This window comes from Phenylobacterium composti DSM 19425 (assembly GCF_059568645.1).
This window is the reverse complement of the sequence record NZ_JCANTT010000004.1, coordinates 67155-82991: the sequence shown is the minus strand read 5'-3', so window position 1 is coordinate 82991 and position 15837 is coordinate 67155. Positions and strand designations below refer to the sequence as shown.

Below are 15837 nucleotides of genomic sequence, written 5' to 3'. Positions count from 1 at the left end.
TCGCTCAGATCGTAGCGCGCCATTTCAAGGCTCCTTTCGGAAGCCTTGAATCAAGCGTCGCCCCAGCCAGCAAGCTTTATGAGTTCAGAACCTAGTCGCGGAAGTACGGCTCGACCGGGCCGTTCAGCTTGATGGTCAGGGGATTGCCGCGGCGATCGCGGGCGTTGCCGGCGGTCACGCGGATCCAACCTTCGCTGACGCAGTATTCGTCGACGTTGGTCTTCTCCTGGCCCTTGAAGCGCACCCCCACGTTCCGGGCGAGCACCTCGGCGTCGTAGTAGGGGCTGTTCGGGTCCACCGACAGGCGGTCGGGCGGGGTATCGGTCTTGTCGCTCATGGCGCGCGAGGTCGCACAGAGCGCGCCAAGGTTCAAGGCGGGGCCGCGCCCCGCCGCGTCAGGCGTCGAGGCCGATGTCCAGGACCTTCACCGAGTGGGTGAGGGCGCCGACGCTGATGATGTCGACGCCGGTTTCGGCGATGGCGCGGACGGTCTCCAGGGTGACGCCCCCAGAGGCCTCCAGGGTGACGGCGCCGGCGACGATGCGGACCGCCTCGGCCATGTCGGCCAAGCTGAAGTTGTCGAGCATAATCACGTCGGGCCGCTCGGCCAGGGCCTCGTGCAGCTGATCGAGGCTGTCGACCTCCACCTCGACCTTCATCAGATGACCGGCGAAGGCCTTGGCCCGGCGCACGGCCTCGCCCACCGACCCGCAGGCGGCGACGTGGTTGTCCTTGATGAGGATGGCGTCGTCGAGACCGAAGCGGTGGTTGACCCCGCCGCCGCAGCGGACGGCGTACTTCTCGAGGCTCCGCAGGCCCGGGGTGGTCTTGCGGGTGTCGGTGATGCGGGCGTGAGTTCCGGCGACGGCGGCGACGTAGTCGCGGGTGAGGGTGGCGACGCCGCAGAGGCGGCCCAGGAGGTTCAGGGCGGTGCGCTCGGCCGACAGGATGGCGCGGGCATTGCCGCGCACCTCGGCGAGGACCGCGCCCGCCGCCACCACCTCGCCGTCGTGGGCGTGGGGCGTGAAGACGGCGGCCGGATCGAGTTCGGCGATGGCCAGGCGGGCGCAGGCCAAGCCCGCCACCACTCCGCCCCGGCGGGCTCCGAAGGTGCAGGATAGCTGAGCGTCGGCCGGCACGCAGGCCTGGGCGGTGACGTCGCCGGCGCGGCCCAGGTCCTCAGCCAGGGCCTGACGGACGATGGGCTGGATCAGCAGGTCGGGGAGCGGTTCGATCATTCGGCGGCGTACCTGAGGGCCCGGCGGTCGAGGTCCGCCAGGGTGACGAAAGTGCGGGCGGGCGGCAGGGCGTCGGGGAAGTCGGTCCGGAAGTGGCCGCCGCGGCTCTCCCGGCGCTCCAGAGCGCAGCCGGCCACCAGGCGCGCGGCCACGAGGGACGCGGCGCGGCCGTGGGCGGCTTCCAGGGCGGCGATCTCGGCGAGGAGGGCGGCCAGGCCCTCGGCGTCGCGGACGACGCCGGCATGGCGGCTCATGGCCTCGCGCAGCCGCTGCAGCGCCTCAAGCGGCAGGGGCGGGGCGGAGACCGCTTCGAAGGCGCCCTCGGCCCCCGGTTCGGCGGCGGCGGCGCGGCCAGCGCGGGCGCCGAAGACGGCGGCCTCCAGTAGCGAGTTGGAAGCGAGGCGATTGGCGCCGTGGACGCCGGTGGCGGCGCATTCGCCGGCGGCGAACAGGCCGGGCAGGGAGGTGCGCCCGTCGGCGTCAGTGGCGACCCCGCCCATGTGGTAGTGGCACGCCGGGGCCACCGGGATCGGCTGGCGGCGCGGATCGACGCCGCCCGAGATGCAGGCCGCGAAGACGGTGGGAAATTCGTCCGGGAAGTGCTCGCCCACCGCCTCGCGGGCGTCGAGGAAGGCGCCCCGGCCCGCGGCGCGCTCGGCGTGGATGGCCCGGGCGACCACGTCCCGGGGGGCGAGTTCGCCGGCGGGGTGATAGCTGGGCATGAACCGCTCGCCGGCGCCATTCACCAGCAGGGCGCCCTCGCCGCGCAGGGCCTCGGTGGCGAGGGGGGCGGGATCGCGGGCGATGTCGATCGCCGTGGGATGGAACTGGACGAACTCGGGGTCAGCGATGACGACTCCGGCCAGGGCGGCGAGGCCCAGGCCCTCGCCCTTCAGCTCCGCGGGCGTGGTGGTGACGGCGTAGAGGCCGCCGATCCCGCCGGTGGCCAGAACTACGGCGCGGGCGAGGATCTCGGTGGGGCGGCCGTCGAGTTCGGCGAGCACGCCGCGGATGCGGCCGTCGGGCGCCTGGAGCAGGCCCGTGAGCTTCGCGCCGGTGCGGACCTGGATGTGGGGGGCGGCCAGGGCGGCGACGGTGACCGCCTGCATGATGGCGCGGCCCGCCTGATCGCCTTTCACCCGGGCGACCCGGGGCTTGCCGTGGGCGGCCTCGAGGCTTTGGGCGAAGGCGCCGTCGGCGGTGCGGTCGAAGGGTGCGCCGAGGTCGGCCAGGGCGCGGACGGCGGCGGGCCCCTCCTCAGCCAGCAGCCGGGCCATGGCCTCGTCCACAAGGCCCGCGCCCGCGGCCACGGTGTCGGCGGCGTGCAGGGCGGGGGAGTCGTCCGGCGAGAGGGCGGCGGCCATGCCGCCCTGGGCCCAGGCCGAGGAGCAGCCGAAGTTCAGCGGCGCCTCGGTGAGCAGCAGGACGCGGGCAGGCGCGGCGGCGAGCGCGGCGGTGAGACCGGCCAGGCCCGCGCCCACCACGACCACGCCGTCGTGGCGGAGGCGCTCGGCCATCCTACTTCGCTTCCTTCGGGAGCTTCGGAGGACGGGGCGGAGAGGCCCGGCCCTGGCGGAACGGGGCCATCAGATCAGCTCCACGTCGACATGGTGGCGGGCCTTGACCAGATCGTAGCGGGCCGGACGGGCCGGGGGCGGTAGGTCGACCATGCGCTGGACGGCCAGACGGGCGCGCTCGGCCACCGCGGGGTCGACGGTCACCTCGTAGCGGTCATTGACCAGAGCCTCGTAGATGTTCTCGAGGCTGATCATCTTCATGTGCGGGCAGAGGTTGCAGGGCCGCACGAACTCGGTGTCCACCGCATCGGCCGCGACATTGTCGGCCATGGAGCACTCGGTGATCAGCACCACCCGCCGGGGCTTCTTCTGCAGCACATAGTCGTTCATGGCCGCGGTGGAGCCGGCGAAGTCGGAGACCTCCAGCACCTCGGCCGGGCATTCCGGGTGGGCCAGGACCTCCGCGCCCGGATAGGCCGCCTTGATCTCCAGGATGTCGGCCGCGGTGAAGCGCTCATGCACCTCGCAGCGGCCTTTCCAGGCGATGATGCCGATGTCGGTCTGGCGGGCGACGTTGCGGGCTAGGAATTCGTCGGGGATCAGGATCACCCGGTCGACGCCCCACTGACGTGCGGCTTCCTCGACCACCTGCACGGCGTTGGCGGAGGTGCAGCAGATGTCGGTTTCGGCCTTCACGTCGGCGGTCGTGTTCACATAGGTGACCACCGGCAGGCCGGGATAGCGCTGCTTGATCAGGCGCACGTCGGCCCCGGTGATGGAGCTGGCCAGGGAGCAGCCGGCGCGCAGGTCCGGGATCAGGACGCGCTTTTCAGGGCTGAGGATCTTGGACGTCTCGGCCATGAAGTGGACGCCGGCCTGGACGATCACCTTGGCGTCCGAGCGGGCGGCTTCCTTGGCGAGGCCCAGGCTGTCGCCCACGTAGTCGCCGACCCCGTGGAAGATCTCGGGGGTCATGTAGTTGTGGGCGAGGATGACCGCGTCCTTCTCGCGCTTGAGCCGGTTGATCTCGGCGATCAGCGGAGCATGGCGGCGCCATTCCATGGGGGTGACGTGCCGCTTGACCTTCTCCCATGCGGGGCGGGTCAGGGCCTCGACCTCGGGGGTGAAGTCGAACTGGAATCCGTCGGCGGCCATCCGATCCTCCTTATGCTCAAAATGAGCATTACTGAGGCCTTCAAAAACGCGCCGGCGGACCCAGGCGCGGACTGCGGAGACTTTTGCTCAATCCGAGCAAAACTGTCATTCCAGATATAGCGCCGTGACGCGCGGGCGCAAGGACGATTCGCTAAATGCCCGTCAGGTTGTCTCAGGCGCCCGGGCGGGCCCCGGCGTCTTGGGCAGGACATCGGCGATGGCCTCGGCCAGCTGCTCGGCGCCGTAGGGTTTGCGCAGCAGGGGCCAGGGGGCGCCGTCGGCGGCGCCGGCGGCTTCGCCCGTGTAGCCCGAAGAGAGGATCACCGGCAGGCCGGGCCGCAGGCGCACGGCCTCATGGGCGAGGTCCACCCCGTTCATGTCCCCCGGCATGATGAGATCGGTGAGCAGCAGGTCGGCCGGCGCACCGGCCTTCAGCGCCGCCAGGGCCGAGGCGGCGTCGGGGGCGCGGGTGACCCGGTGGCCGAGGTCCGAGAGCAGGGTCTCCACCAGTTCGGCCACCTGGGCGTCGTCCTCAGCGAGGAGGACGCGCAGAGAAGGGGCCTCGGCCGCATGCGGCCGTTGGTCCTCGGCGTGACCGGCGGCGGACGCCTCGATGAGGGGCAGGAAGATGCGCACGGTGGTTCCCTTGCCTGCGGCGCTCTCGATGGCCGCGGCCCCGCCGCTCTGGCGGGCGAAGCCATAGACCTGGGAGAGGCCAAGGCCGGTGCCCTTGCCGGGGGCCTTGGTGGTGAAGAAGGGTTCGAAGACCCGGCCGGCGGTGACTTCGTCCATGCCGCAGCCGGTGTCGTGCACGGCGACGCAGAGATACTCGCCCGGCGCCAGGTCCTCGAGCTGGCCGGCGGCGAGGCGAAGGGCGCGGCTTTCGACCCGGATCGTGCCGCCGGCGGGGGTGGCGTCCCGAGCGTTGACCACGAGGTTCATCACCGCCGCCTCGAACTGGCCGGGGTCCACATAGACCACCGCCTCGGGGGCGCCCGGGGCGACCGTCAGGGTGACGGCCTCGCCCACCGCCCGGCGCAGCAGGGGCTCGGCCTCGTCGAGGAGCTCATCGGCGCAGACCGCCTCGGGCTTGAGGGCCTGGCGACGGGAGAAGGCCAGGAGCTGCTGGGTCAGGCGCTCGCCCCGCCGGGCCGCCCCCAGGGCCGCCTCGATCATGCGGTCGCGGCGGACGGGATCGTCCGGATGGCGCTGCATCATGTCGAGGGCGCCGATGATGACGGTGAGCAGGTTGTTGAAGTCGTGGGCGACGCCGCCGGTGAGCTGGCCCACGGCCTCCAGCTTCTGGGCCCGGCGCAGGGCCGCTTCGGCCTGGTCGCGCTCGTCCAGCGCCGCCTCGATGCGTTCGGCCAGGAGATCGTTGATGCGCTTGAGGTCGGCCTCGGCCCGGCGGGCGTCGTTGATGTCGAAACCGACGCCGATGAAGCCGTCGAACACCCCGTCGGGGGTGTAGCGCGGCTGGGACACCGAGCGGATCCAGCGGTACTCCCCGTCACCCACGCGGTAGCGGGCCTCCAGGGTGAACAGCCGCCGGGAGGTCTCGCCCTCGGCCTGCTGTTCCAGGACGCGGGGCAGGTCGTCGGGGTGGAGCATGCTGCGCCAGTCGAAGGCCAGGGCCTCCTCGTAGGAGAGGCCGAGCCACTCCACATAGGTGCGGTTGACGAACTCGCGGCTGCCGTCGGCGCGGCTGATCCACATGAGGATCGGGGCGCTGTCGGCCAGGAGCCGGAAGCGGGCTTCGGAATCGGCCGAGGCGCGGCGGGCGCGCTCCTGGGCGATGCCAGCTTCTTCCAGGCGCAGGAGGGCCTCGCGCAGGGCGCCGGAGAAGACGAGGGTGATGGCGCCGGACAGGGCGAACATCGCCACCACCGAGATGTGGGTGGCGCCGGAGGGCTGGACGATGGGGAACAGGCCGCTGCCGATCAGCAGCGAAAGCAGGAAGGCGCCCCAGCCGAAGCGAGGGCCGGCGTAAACGCAGATCAGGATCAGGGCCGGCAGGGTGGTGGAGCCGAGCCCGCCGGCGTGCTGGAACCCCAGGAGCAGGCCGCGCAGGACCATGCCCGCGCCCAGCGCCGCCACGCAGATGGCGAGCGACATCCAGACCGGCGGCGAGCGCCGAGGGACCAGGCGTAGCGGCCACTCCGAAAGGTGCATGCCAGACCCCGAGTGGAAGCGGCCCCGGGGCGGGCCGCCCAAGACAATGTGGGCGGAGGGAAAGCTTCGCAACCCTAACGGGTTCCCGGCGGGGCCTGACGAAAGCTTAATGCCGCAGGGACCACTTTTTCGCCCGGCCGGGGTCCAAAGAACGCCGGTCGAGGCCTATATGCCACCGCTCGATGCGAGGGGATGCCCTGATCACGCGACGCCGCATACGGAACGGAGCGGGCGCCCTGGCCATGATGGGCCTCGGCGCGGCCGTGGCCGCCTGCGCGCCCAATCCGATCCCGGACGGGCGGGCCTCGGCGCAACTGACCGCGCATCTGACCTCCGGCGATCTCTCGGAGGCGACCCTGGCACGGATCGCCGCCCGCATGGATCCGGCCATGCGCGCCCTGGCCCTCAGGCATGATCCCGGCCTGCGCCGGCCCGACCTGTGGAACCGGCCCGAGGGCTGGGCCAGCCTGGACATTGACGAGGTCCCCGACCTGGGCCTGACGGCGCAGGGGCAGACAGCGGCCGAGTTGAACGCCCTGCGCCCGATCTCCGACCTGCCGATCCGGCCGATGCCGCCCTTCGTGCTGAAGGCGAGCGGCGAGGACCGCCGGCGAGCCCTGCAGTGCCTGACCGAGGCGGTCTATTACGAGGCGGCCCGGGAGCCGGGCCTGGGCCAGGAGGCCGTGGCCCAGGTGGTGCTGAACCGGGTGCGCCATCCGGCCTATCCGAAGTCGGTGTGCGGCGTGGTCTATCAGGGCTCCGCCCGGGCCACCGGCTGCCAGTTCACCTTTACCTGCGACGGGTCGCTGCGCTGGGCGCCAGAGCCGGCGCTGTGGCGGCAGGCCCAGCGGGTGGCCGAGCGGGCGCTGAACGGTCATGTGGCCAAGCATGTGGGCTCGGCGACCCACTACCACGCCGACTATGTGGTCCCGTACTGGGCGCCGACCCTGGTGAAGATGACCAAGGTCGGGGCGCACATCTTCTACCGCTGGACCGGCCCCTGGGGCGAACCGGCGGCTTTCACCGACCGCTACGCCGGCCGCGAGGCCTATCTGTCGCCGGCGGTGCTGGGCGGGGTGGACCCGCGCACCCAGGGCGGCCTGCTGTCGCCGGAAAAACAGGGCGTGCCCGCCGAGCGCAAGGTGACCCTGGCCGTGGCCGGAGAGGTGCGCACCTACACCGTGGCCGATCCCACCGCCTCGGGCGGCGAGCGGACGCGGGTGCTGGGGACGATCATGCCCGCCCGGCGCACGGCCACGGCCGAGGAGATCCGGCAGATCAACGAGAAGCTGGAGGCTTTCGATCGCGCCCTAGAAGCTCCGGCGGCGCCGGCTCAGACCACCGAAAAGGCGTCGGGGTAGGCGACGTTCAGAGGCTCGTCGAAGGCGCCGGGCTCCAGGGCCAGGGCCATGAAGGCCGGACTGCCCGCATAGACGCTCTTCACCCGCTGGGCCGCCTCGGCCGAGAAGCCGAAGCGGGGGTAGTACTCGGGATGGCCCAGGACCAGCACGCCGCTGGCGCCGAACTCGCGGGCGCTTTCAAGGCCGGCGCGGACCAGGGCCGAGCCGAACCCTCGGCGCTGAACGCCGGGCCGCACGGCCAGGGGCGCGAGAGCGGCGAACATCTCGTAGCGGTCGGCCCAGAGGCGGCTGAACAGGATGTGGCCCACCAGGCGGCCGTCGTCGTCGACCGCGACCAGCTCGAACAGGGCGTCGCCGTCGGCGCGCAAGCGTTCGACCAGGCGGGCCTCGGCGTCGCCGTCGAAGGCCTGGATCACCATCTCGGCGATGGCGGCATGGTCGGTGGGACGGGCGTAGCGGATCACGCGGCCGAGTTTAACCTGTGGTCCGGCGCTCGTCCTACCAGGCGCCGATCTTCTGCGCCTCGGCGTGGCCGATGGGATGGTGCGCCTTCTTGTGGTCCTCTTCGGCGAGGAAGCGGACGGCCTCGAGGGCGGCCATGCAGCCCATGCCAGCGGCGGTGACCGCCTGGCGATAGACGTCGTCGGTGACGTCGCCGGCGGCGTAGACGCCCTTGATGGCGGTGGAGGCGGTGCCGGGCTTCACCTTCAGATAGCCCGAGGCGTCCATCTCCAGCTGGCCCTTGAACAGCTCGGAGGCGGGCGCGTGACCGATGGCGATGAACACGCCGTCGGCCGGAATCTCGCGGGTCTCGCCGGTCTTGACGTTCTTGAGGCGTACGCCTGTGACGCCCATGGGATCAGTCTCGCCGACCACCTCGTCGATGGCGCTGTCCCAGATGACCTCGATCTTCTCGTGGTTGAACAGGCGCTCCTGCAGGATGCGCTCGGCACGCAGCTCGTCGCGGCGATGGACCAGGGTGACCTTGGCGGCGAAGTTGGTGAGGAACAGGGCCTCCTCCACGGCGGTGTTGCCGCCGCCGACCACCACCACGTTCTTGCCGCGGTAGAAGAAGCCGTCGCAGGTGGCGCAGGCCGAGACGCCGAAGCCCTGGAACTTCTGCTCGGACTCCAGGCCCAGCCACTTGGCCTGGGCTCCGGTGGCGATAATCAGGGTCTCGGCCAGCCAGACCTGTCCGCTGTCGGTCTCCAGCCGGAACGGCCGCTGGGACAGGTCCGCCTTCACGACGATGTCGTTGACGATCTCGGTGCCCACATGCTCGGCCTGGGCCTGCATCTGCTCCATCAGCCAGGGGCCCTGGATGACGTCCTTGAAGCCCGGATAGTTCTCGACGTCGGTGGTGATGGTGAGCTGGCCGCCGGGCTGGATGCCCTGGATCAGGACGGGCTTCAGCAGCGCCCGGGCGGCGTAGACGGCGGCGGTGTAGCCGGCGGGGCCGGAGCCGATGATGAGGCAGCGGACGGAACGGGGATCGGACATGGGCCCTATGTAAGTGGGATTCTGGAGCGTTGCACGGGGCAAGCATGAAGCTGGGGATCGGCATAGGGGCGGGGTTGGCCATCGGCGTGGTCATCGGAGCGGCCATGGACAACATCGCCAGCGGGATCGGGGTCGGTCTGGCCCTGGGGATCGCCCTCAGCCTGGCCCTCGGCGGCGACAAGGGGCGGAAGGGTTAACGGGCCTTTCAGGCGCGTCGGGCGTAGGATGGGGCATGTCGAGTCATCCGCAGGCCGGCCCGGAGGTCGAGATCGGCGGCCGCAAGGTGGGCGCCGGCCATGAGCCGTTCGTCATCTGCGAGCTGTCGGGCAACCACAATGGCAGTCTGGAGCGGGCGCTCCAGATGATCGACGCGGCGGCGGCCACGGGCTGCGACGCCATCAAGATTCAGACCTACACCGCCGACACCATCACCATGGATGTGGACGCCCCGGCCTTCCGCATCCGGGGCGGGCTGTGGGACGGGCGCAGCCTCTACGACCTCTACCAGGAGGCCCAGACGCCCTACGAATGGCACCCGGCCCTGTTCGAGCGGGCGCGGGCGCGAGGGGTGATGCTGTTCTCCAGCCCCTTCGACGAGGCCGCGGTGGATCTGCTGGCCGGCCTGAACGCCCCGGCCTTCAAGATCGCCTCGTTCGAGGCGGTGGACCTGCCGCTGATCCGCTACGCCGCGGGCAAGGGTCGGCCGCTGATCATCTCCACCGGCATGGCGAACCTTGCGGAGATCGAGGCGGCGCGGGATGCGGCGCTGTCGGCGGGGGCGCCGGGCGTGGTGCTGCTGCACTGCGTGTCGAGCTATCCGGCCCCGCTGGAGGACGCCAACCTGCGCACCGTGCCGGACATGGCGAGCCGGTTCGGCTGTCCGGTGGGCCTGTCGGACCACACGCTGGGGACGGCGGCGGCGGTGGCGGCGGTGGCCCTGGGAGCGAGCGTCGTCGAGAAACACTTCACCCTGGCCCGGGCCGACGGCGGGCCCGATGCGGCCTTCAGCCTGGAGCCGGCGGAGTTCACGGCCCTGGTCCGCGACTGCAAGGCGGCCTGGCGAGCGCTGGGCCGGGCCCAGTACGACCTCGTGGGCTCGGAGCGGGGGAACGTGCAGTTCCGCCGCTCGCTCTATGTGGCGGCGGATGTGAAGGCGGGCGAGCCGCTGACCCGGGCCAATGTGCGCTCCATCCGGCCCGGGGACGGCCTGCCGCCCGCCGCACTGGACGCGGTGCTGGGGCGGCCGGCGGCGCGGGACCTGCGCCGCGGCGAGCCCTTGGCGTGGGACATGATCGGGGACATGCTGACGACATGACGGTCAGGCTTCGCGAGATGGAGCGTGCGGACAGCGCCCGGCTGCTGGGCTGGCGCAACTCGCCCGATGTCGCGGCCTACATGTACACCGACCACAAGATCAGCCAGGCCGAGCATGACCGCTGGCTGGCCGCGGCCCTCACGGCCGAGGACCGCCGCTACTGGATCATCGAGCTGGACGGCGAGCCGGTGGGCCTGGCCAATCTCGCCAAGATCGACCCGATCATCCGCCGCTGCGACTGGGCCTACTACCTGGCTGAGCCGTCGACCCGCGGCCGGGGCGTGGGGGCCCAGGTGGAGTACATCGTCCTGCGCCACGTCTTCGAGACCCTGGGCTTCCACAAGCTGTGGTGCGAGGTGCTGCTGGAGAACGAGGCGGTCTGGAAGCTGCACGAGAGTTTCGGCTTCAAGCGCGAGGCCTGCTACCGCGAGCATGTCTGCAAGGGCGGCCGGTTCCAGGACGTGGTGGGCCTGGGGATGCTGCGGGCCGACTGGGAGGCCGCGCGCCCGGCCATCGAGGCGCGCCTGCGCGAGAAGGACGTGGACCCGGCGGAACTGCCGGACGCGCCGTAAGGATCAGAGCCTCGGATCGCCGCCGTAGGTGGCAAGGTCCGGGCGGGAGGCGACGAAGGCGCGGATGTCGTCGGAGGTGAAGGCCGGATTGGCCGGATAGAGCGCCTCATAGACGGCGGTGACGAACTCCAGGTCGTCAGGCCGGTCCACCGTCCAGCGCACATGGCCCCATTCCTGCGGCGGCGGCAGGCGGACGAGGCGGTAGAGGTCCGGCTGGTTCCAGATTCCCCAGGTGACGTGCTCGCGCTCCTCACGGGTCTCGGCCAGTTCGGCGGCGCGGCGGAGGGTAGCGGCGGTCATGGCCTCCACGTCCTGGCCCTTGGGATAGCCGGCCTCCTGGGTGCGGCAGTGGGCGTAGTCGGCCCCGGTCCCGTGCAGCAGGTCGATGGTGGCGTCGATCACCCCGGGGTCGATCAGCGGGCAGTCGGCGGTGAGCCGCACCACGGTGTCGGCGGGCCAGCGGTCGAGGGCGCCGACATACCGGGCGAGGACGTTGTGGAGGGGGCCGCGGAACACCTCGATCCCTTCGTCCGCAAGGAGGGCCGCTAGCGGGTCGTCGGACGGATCGACGCTGGTGGCGACCACCAGCTGGTCGAGGCGGCGGGCCCGCCGGATGCGCTCGATCTGGCGCAGGATCATCGGCCGCCCCACGAGGGGCTTGAGCACCTTTCCCGGCAGGCGGGTGGAGCTGAGGCGGGCCTGGAGGATGGCGAGTGTCAGGATGGCTCTCCGTCGCAGGCCGGAAGGTGCGCCCGCGAGGGTAAGCCGAGGTTAACACGACTCGTAAGACGTGTAGGGCGAGCGATCGGAGCCCCCACATGAACGCGATGGCCAGGACCTCGGCGGCGAGCCTGTCGGAGCAGGTGGTCTCGGACTTCATCCGCGACGGCGCGCACCGGTTCGACCAGCCCGTGGACGTGGATGCGGCCGCCGACCTGCTGGCGGCGATCCGGGCGACCCGGTCGTTCGACGGCGAGCTGTTCCTCAGCGAGGCCGAGTTCGACGCCAATCCACAGTACACCGGGGTCAATCCGCGGCCCGGCCGCAACCTGCTGGAGCGGTTCGAGGACCGGCTCGGCTTCGTGGAGCGGGCGCCGCACATCGTCGAGGCTATGACCGCCCTGCTGGGCGAGGGCTACGAGATCCTGAACAAGAAGGTGGTCTGCGGCGTGCCGGCCCGCAGCGTGCCCGACTGGCTGCGGGCGCGCATCCACGGCAATCCGGTGAACAACCTCGGGGCCTATGTGAAGCCCGAGTATCGGGATGTGACCTACTTCTACGGGATCGACTTCCACCAGGACCTGATCGACTACAAGGACCGGGAGGCCGACTTCCTGACCCTGTATGTCTATCTGCATCCGGTGACCAAGGCCGACGCGCCGCTCTACCTGCTGGAGGGCAGCCACCGCCTGGGCGGCTCGGTGTTCCCCCACGACCTCACCCGCACGGGCGAGGACACCTGGCTCTACCGCAACGGCCCGTACGGCGAGGCGAGCGTCCGCCAGAAGATCCTGACCGGCGATGCGGGCTTTGCGGCCATCTGGCATGCCTGCACCCTGCACGGCACCCAGCCGGACGCCGCTGACCACGAGCGCATCTCCCTGCGCTACCTGATCGCCAGGGGCCAGGCGAAGACCTCGGGCATGGATGCGGTGAACGCGACCCTGACCGGTCCCTTGAGCCTGTCGGACACTCGCAAGGACCTTGACGAAGCGGGCGCGGCGGTGATCCGCCAGAACATCGTCCTGAAGGCCTAGCCCACGCCCTCGTCCCAGTAGCGGTTGGACTTCACCAGGGCGGCGTAGTCGTCGCGGGTGACGCCCACCAGGACCTTGTCCCAGAAGCGCCCCTGCCGGTAGTGCCAGCGCCGGCGGCGGCCCTCTTCCTTCCAGCCGCACTTGCCGACGTAGAGGGCGAAGGAGGCGGCGTTGTACTCGATGATGTCGCCGTCGAGCCGCTCAAGGCCGAGCTCGTTGAAGGCGTAGCGCATCACCGCCATGACCGTGTCGAAGCCGTAGCCCCGGCCGCGGGCCGCCTCGGGCCCAAGCAGCATGCCATGGAAGGCGTTGCGGTTCTTCCAGTCGATGTCCACGAGGTTGGCGGCGCCGATCAGCCGCCCCTCGTCGCGGGTCTCGATCACCCAGCGGTGGTTCCGCTGGTCGGCCTTGAGGCCGGCGAACCAGGCGCGGGTGGAATCCAGGCTGGAGGGGAAGCGCCAGCCGCCGAGGTTGGCCCACAGCACCTCGTCATTCGCCCAGGCGTGCAGGGTCGGCAGGTCGCCTTCCTCCACCGCCCGCAGGCGGACCTTGCGTCCGGGGATGCTCATCGCGGGGCCTCCGCCACAACATAGATCGAAGCGCAGGACGCGGCGTCCTCGCGCCCGAGCTCGAAACACCCCTCCAGGAAGGCCTCGCTCATCAGTGGGCCGCCGATCAGGGCGTCGAGCTGGAAGTTGGCCAGCGGCTTGAAGAAGATTCCGCCCGTGTGGACGATCGGCAGGCCGGCGGCGCGCACGTCGCGGCAGAGGGTGTCGAGGCGATAGACCCGGCGGTGGCCCGCGGCCACGTCGGCCTCGCTAAGCGCCTCCAGGTGAGAGAGCAGTCCCATCTTCACGGCGATGCGCCGGGACGGGGCCTCGGCGTTAGGCACGGTGACGAACAGGCGGCCAGTGGGCGTGAGCAGGCGGCCGAGGCGCTGCAGGGCCTCGACGGCGTCGGCGACGTGCTCCAGCACGTGCGAGAAGAAGATGGTCTCGAAGCGCCGCTCGGTCTCGAAGTTCTCGATGAAGGCCTCGATGAAGACGGCACGATCACCCAGGCGCGCCCGGGCATGGTCAAGGAAGCTGCGCACCGGCTCGACCACGGTGACGTCGTCGAAGCGGTCGAGCAGCAGGCTGGTCTGGTCGCCGTGGGCGCAGCCGATCTGCAGGCAGGGCCCGTCCCGGAAGAAGGGCTCGAAGGTGCGCATCATGTAGTGGCGCATGCGGCTGTCGAAGGCGCCGGCGCCTTCGCCATAGGAGGCGGTGGCCGCCTCCAGGCGGCGACGTTCGGCGGCGAGGTCGCCGCTGTCCGCAGGGCTCATCTCTGGTCAGCCTTGAAGGTCCAGCGCTCGGGCGGCTGGTAATATTCGTCGAGGGTTTCCGGGGCGCGGGCGTGATAGCCCAGGAGCTGGCGGCCCAGGGGCGTCAGGCGCTGCTCGCACGCGGGCGGCAGGAAGCGCGGCCAGTCCATGTGCGGCTTCATGAAGGGTCGGCCGAAGCAGAGGGTTAGGGCGCGTCGCTCAGCCTGGCTGTTGTTCGGCGCGGCTGAGTGGACCACCAGGCTGTCGAACAGGAGGATGTCGCCGGCCTTGCCGAGGGCGGGTTCGGCCAGGGCCTGGAACAGGTCGTGGGGCGGCATGGCCTCTACATGCTGCGACCCCGAGAGCATCAGGGTGGCCCCGTTCTCGACCGTGAAGTCGTCCAGCATCACCAGCATGTTGAGCGACAGGGCGTAGCCCGGGCTCCAGGCGCGAACGTCCCGATGCGGCTTGAGCGTATAGGACCGGCCGCCCGGCAGGTGCATGGCGGCCCCGAAGTTCAGCAGGATGAACTTCCCGCCAAAGTGACGCTCGATGACGTCGGCCAGGGGCAGGTGATTGATGAAGTCGTCGAGACTGGTCCCTTCGCCCAGGACATGGTGGGCCGCGCCCTCCATGCCGTCGGCGACGCCGTTCCGGACCTGCAGGGCGCGGCGCTTCTGATAGACGCGCCCGGCGTCCGCGTGGAGGGCCGCCACCTGGCCCGGCGTCAGCACGCCGGGGAACCGCGCCCAGCCGCGGGTGGCGAGCAGATAGGCGACCGTCTCGTCGCTGAGCGGCGCGTCGGCGAAGGTCTCGTGGCGCATGGGTCAGTCCGCCAGCCGGATGAAGAGCGCCGTGCCGGTCACGAAGCTCAGGTCGATGCGATGGGCGTTCCGGGCCAGCCAGTCGTCGCCCACGCGGCGCGGGCCGTCGCCGAAGGCCCAGACGTAGTCGTCGAACACGATCCAGCCGCCGGGCGCCACGTGCGGGGTCCAGGCCTCGGAATCGGCCAGGACGTTCTCGTAGGCATGGTTGCCGTCGATGTGCAGGACCGAGATGCGCCCCCCATAGCCGGTCCGACCGAAGACCTCGGTCTCGACGGCGAGGCCGGGGCCGTAGGCCTTGGCGGCCTCGGCGGCGGGCTTGCGGATGTAGTTGAGGCGCCCGCCGGCCAGCGGCGAGAGGTTGATCTGGAAGATTCGCAGGGCCTCGTCGACATCCATGCGCGCGCTGGCGGCGTCCAGCACCTCGACGCCCTGGGGCAGGTTCTCGGCCCGCCAGGGATCGACGCAGAGGACCGGCCCCAGGCCATGGCGCTGGGCCAGGAGCACGAGGAGAGCGGCCGATCGGCCCCACCAGGAGCCGATCTCGACAATGTCGCCCGCCGGGGCACGGCGCATGACCTCGAACAGGGCGTCGATCTTGTCGCCGTCGGTCATGCCCGGGATCGCGTCGACGATGCGAAGGATTCCGGCCCGTTCCACCGCGGACGGGGCCGGGCGGGCGGCCGGGCCGAAGACGCCTTCCGGATAGCCCCGGCCGGCGCGGGCGAGGAGGTCGCGGTAGGCCTGCTCGGCCTTCATCATGGGATTGGCGGTGATCAGGCGCACGCCGGGGGCGATGTCGCCCAGCCGCTCGGCGAGGACGCCGCTGACCACTTCGTGCGGCGAATGGACCGCCCGGACGCCGTGCCGGCCGATGGCGTCGGCCAGGGCCGGGGCGAAGCCCGCCTCATGGATATAGGGCAGGGTCTCCCAGGCGTCATAGGCGCCGGCGGCGGGATCGAAGCTGAGGGATGAAGCCCCCACCACCACGGCGCCCCGGGCGGCGGCCTCGGCGCGGAACCGGAGGGAATCGGGAAGGCCCGCGGGGAAGACCAGCACCGTCTCCGCCGGCTGTAGCCAGGCGGGAGCCGCTACGGCGGCGGACGTTGCGGATGACGGCATG

General features: G+C 71.1%; 17 protein-coding genes. 5 read left to right on the top strand and 12 right to left on the bottom strand.

What is annotated here, in order from left to right; translation table 11 throughout:
- Window positions 1–91: 91 nt before the first annotated feature.
- The 5 genes from BO64_RS02220 to BO64_RS02200 form a co-directional block, all read right to left on the bottom strand.
- A complete protein-coding gene (locus BO64_RS02220) occupies window positions 92–337 on the bottom strand; it encodes a DUF3297 family protein (protein ID WP_496401641.1) in 246 nt (81 codons plus the stop codon).
- Between the two features lie 58 nt (window positions 338–395).
- The gene (nadC, locus tag BO64_RS02215; RefSeq protein WP_496401640.1) at window positions 396–1238 is read right to left on the bottom strand and encodes a carboxylating nicotinate-nucleotide diphosphorylase; all 843 of its coding nucleotides are present in this window, start codon (window positions 1236–1238) and stop codon (window positions 396–398) included.
- A complete protein-coding gene (locus BO64_RS02210) occupies window positions 1235–2755 on the bottom strand; it encodes an L-aspartate oxidase (RefSeq protein ID WP_496401639.1) in 1521 nt (506 codons plus the stop codon). Before BO64_RS02210 ends, nadC begins: the two co-directional genes overlap by 4 nt.
- Window positions 2756–2824: 69 nt before the next feature.
- On the bottom strand, window positions 2825–3910 hold the full coding sequence (gene nadA / locus BO64_RS02205) for a quinolinate synthase NadA (protein ID WP_496401638.1): 1086 nt from the start codon (window positions 3908–3910) through the stop codon (window positions 2825–2827).
- A 162-nt stretch (window positions 3911–4072) separates the two neighbouring features.
- On the bottom strand, window positions 4073–6082 hold the full coding sequence (locus tag BO64_RS02200; protein ID WP_496401637.1) for an ATP-binding protein: 2010 nt from the start codon (window positions 6080–6082) through the stop codon (window positions 4073–4075).
- 242 nt (window positions 6083–6324) lie between these two features.
- Between BO64_RS02200 and BO64_RS02195 the strand changes: the two genes are divergently transcribed.
- The gene (locus BO64_RS02195) at window positions 6325–7443 is read left to right on the top strand and encodes a cell wall hydrolase (protein ID WP_496401636.1); all 1119 of its coding nucleotides are present in this window, start codon (window positions 6325–6327) and stop codon (window positions 7441–7443) included.
- On the opposite strand, the gene BO64_RS02190 is transcribed toward BO64_RS02195, so the two are convergent.
- On the bottom strand, window positions 7416–7907 hold the full coding sequence (locus BO64_RS02190) for a GNAT family N-acetyltransferase (RefSeq protein ID WP_496401635.1): 492 nt from the start codon (window positions 7905–7907) through the stop codon (window positions 7416–7418). The genes BO64_RS02195 and BO64_RS02190 overlap by 28 nt on opposite strands.
- A gap of 34 nt (window positions 7908–7941) precedes the next feature.
- Window positions 7942–8943: a thioredoxin-disulfide reductase gene (trxB, locus tag BO64_RS02185; protein ID WP_496401634.1), complete on the bottom strand. Its 1002-nt coding sequence runs from the start codon at window positions 8941–8943 to the stop codon at window positions 7942–7944.
- 44 nt (window positions 8944–8987) lie between these two features.
- Here trxB and BO64_RS02180 point away from each other — a divergent pair, with 44 nt between their 5' ends.
- Genes BO64_RS02180 through pseH form a run of 3 tightly spaced genes read left to right on the top strand, consistent with a single transcriptional unit; the run spans window position 8988 to window position 10830 of the window.
- Window positions 8988–9140, top strand: a complete 153-nt coding sequence (locus tag BO64_RS02180; protein ID WP_496401633.1) for a glycine zipper domain-containing protein — start codon at window positions 8988–8990, stop codon at window positions 9138–9140.
- A 35-nt stretch (window positions 9141–9175) separates the two neighbouring features.
- Complete coding sequence (gene pseI / locus BO64_RS02175; protein WP_496401632.1) at window positions 9176–10258, top strand: pseudaminic acid synthase; 1083 nt, start codon at window positions 9176–9178, stop codon at window positions 10256–10258.
- A complete protein-coding gene (gene pseH / locus BO64_RS02170; protein WP_496401631.1) occupies window positions 10255–10830 on the top strand; it encodes a UDP-4-amino-4,6-dideoxy-N-acetyl-beta-L-altrosamine N-acetyltransferase in 576 nt (191 codons plus the stop codon). Before pseI ends, pseH begins: the two co-directional genes overlap by 4 nt.
- A gap of 3 nt (window positions 10831–10833) precedes the next feature.
- Here pseH and BO64_RS02165 read toward each other — a convergent pair whose 3' ends face one another.
- A complete protein-coding gene (locus BO64_RS02165; protein WP_496401643.1) occupies window positions 10834–11550 on the bottom strand; it encodes a cytidylyltransferase domain-containing protein in 717 nt (238 codons plus the stop codon).
- A gap of 98 nt (window positions 11551–11648) precedes the next feature.
- Between BO64_RS02165 and BO64_RS02160 the strand changes: the two genes are divergently transcribed.
- On the top strand, window positions 11649–12587 hold the full coding sequence (locus BO64_RS02160) for a phytanoyl-CoA dioxygenase family protein (RefSeq protein ID WP_496401630.1): 939 nt from the start codon (window positions 11649–11651) through the stop codon (window positions 12585–12587).
- Here the strand turns inward: BO64_RS02160 and BO64_RS02155 are convergent.
- From BO64_RS02155 to BO64_RS02140, 4 genes are read right to left on the bottom strand one after another with little or no spacing between them, the layout of a single operon-like run.
- Window positions 12584–13156: a GNAT family N-acetyltransferase gene (locus BO64_RS02155; RefSeq protein ID WP_496401629.1), complete on the bottom strand. Its 573-nt coding sequence runs from the start codon at window positions 13154–13156 to the stop codon at window positions 12584–12586. The genes BO64_RS02160 and BO64_RS02155 overlap by 4 nt on opposite strands.
- A complete protein-coding gene (locus BO64_RS02150; protein WP_496401628.1) occupies window positions 13153–13911 on the bottom strand; it encodes a class I SAM-dependent methyltransferase in 759 nt (252 codons plus the stop codon). The genes BO64_RS02155 and BO64_RS02150 overlap by 4 nt, the downstream gene beginning before the upstream one ends.
- A complete protein-coding gene (locus BO64_RS02145) occupies window positions 13908–14714 on the bottom strand; it encodes a phytanoyl-CoA dioxygenase family protein (protein WP_496401627.1) in 807 nt (268 codons plus the stop codon). The genes BO64_RS02150 and BO64_RS02145 overlap by 4 nt, the downstream gene beginning before the upstream one ends.
- A 3-nt stretch (window positions 14715–14717) precedes the next feature.
- Entirely contained in the window at window positions 14718–15836 is a 1119-nt protein-coding gene (locus tag BO64_RS02140; RefSeq protein WP_496401626.1) for a class I SAM-dependent methyltransferase, read from the bottom strand.
- Between the last annotated feature and the right edge of the window lies 1 nt (window position 15837).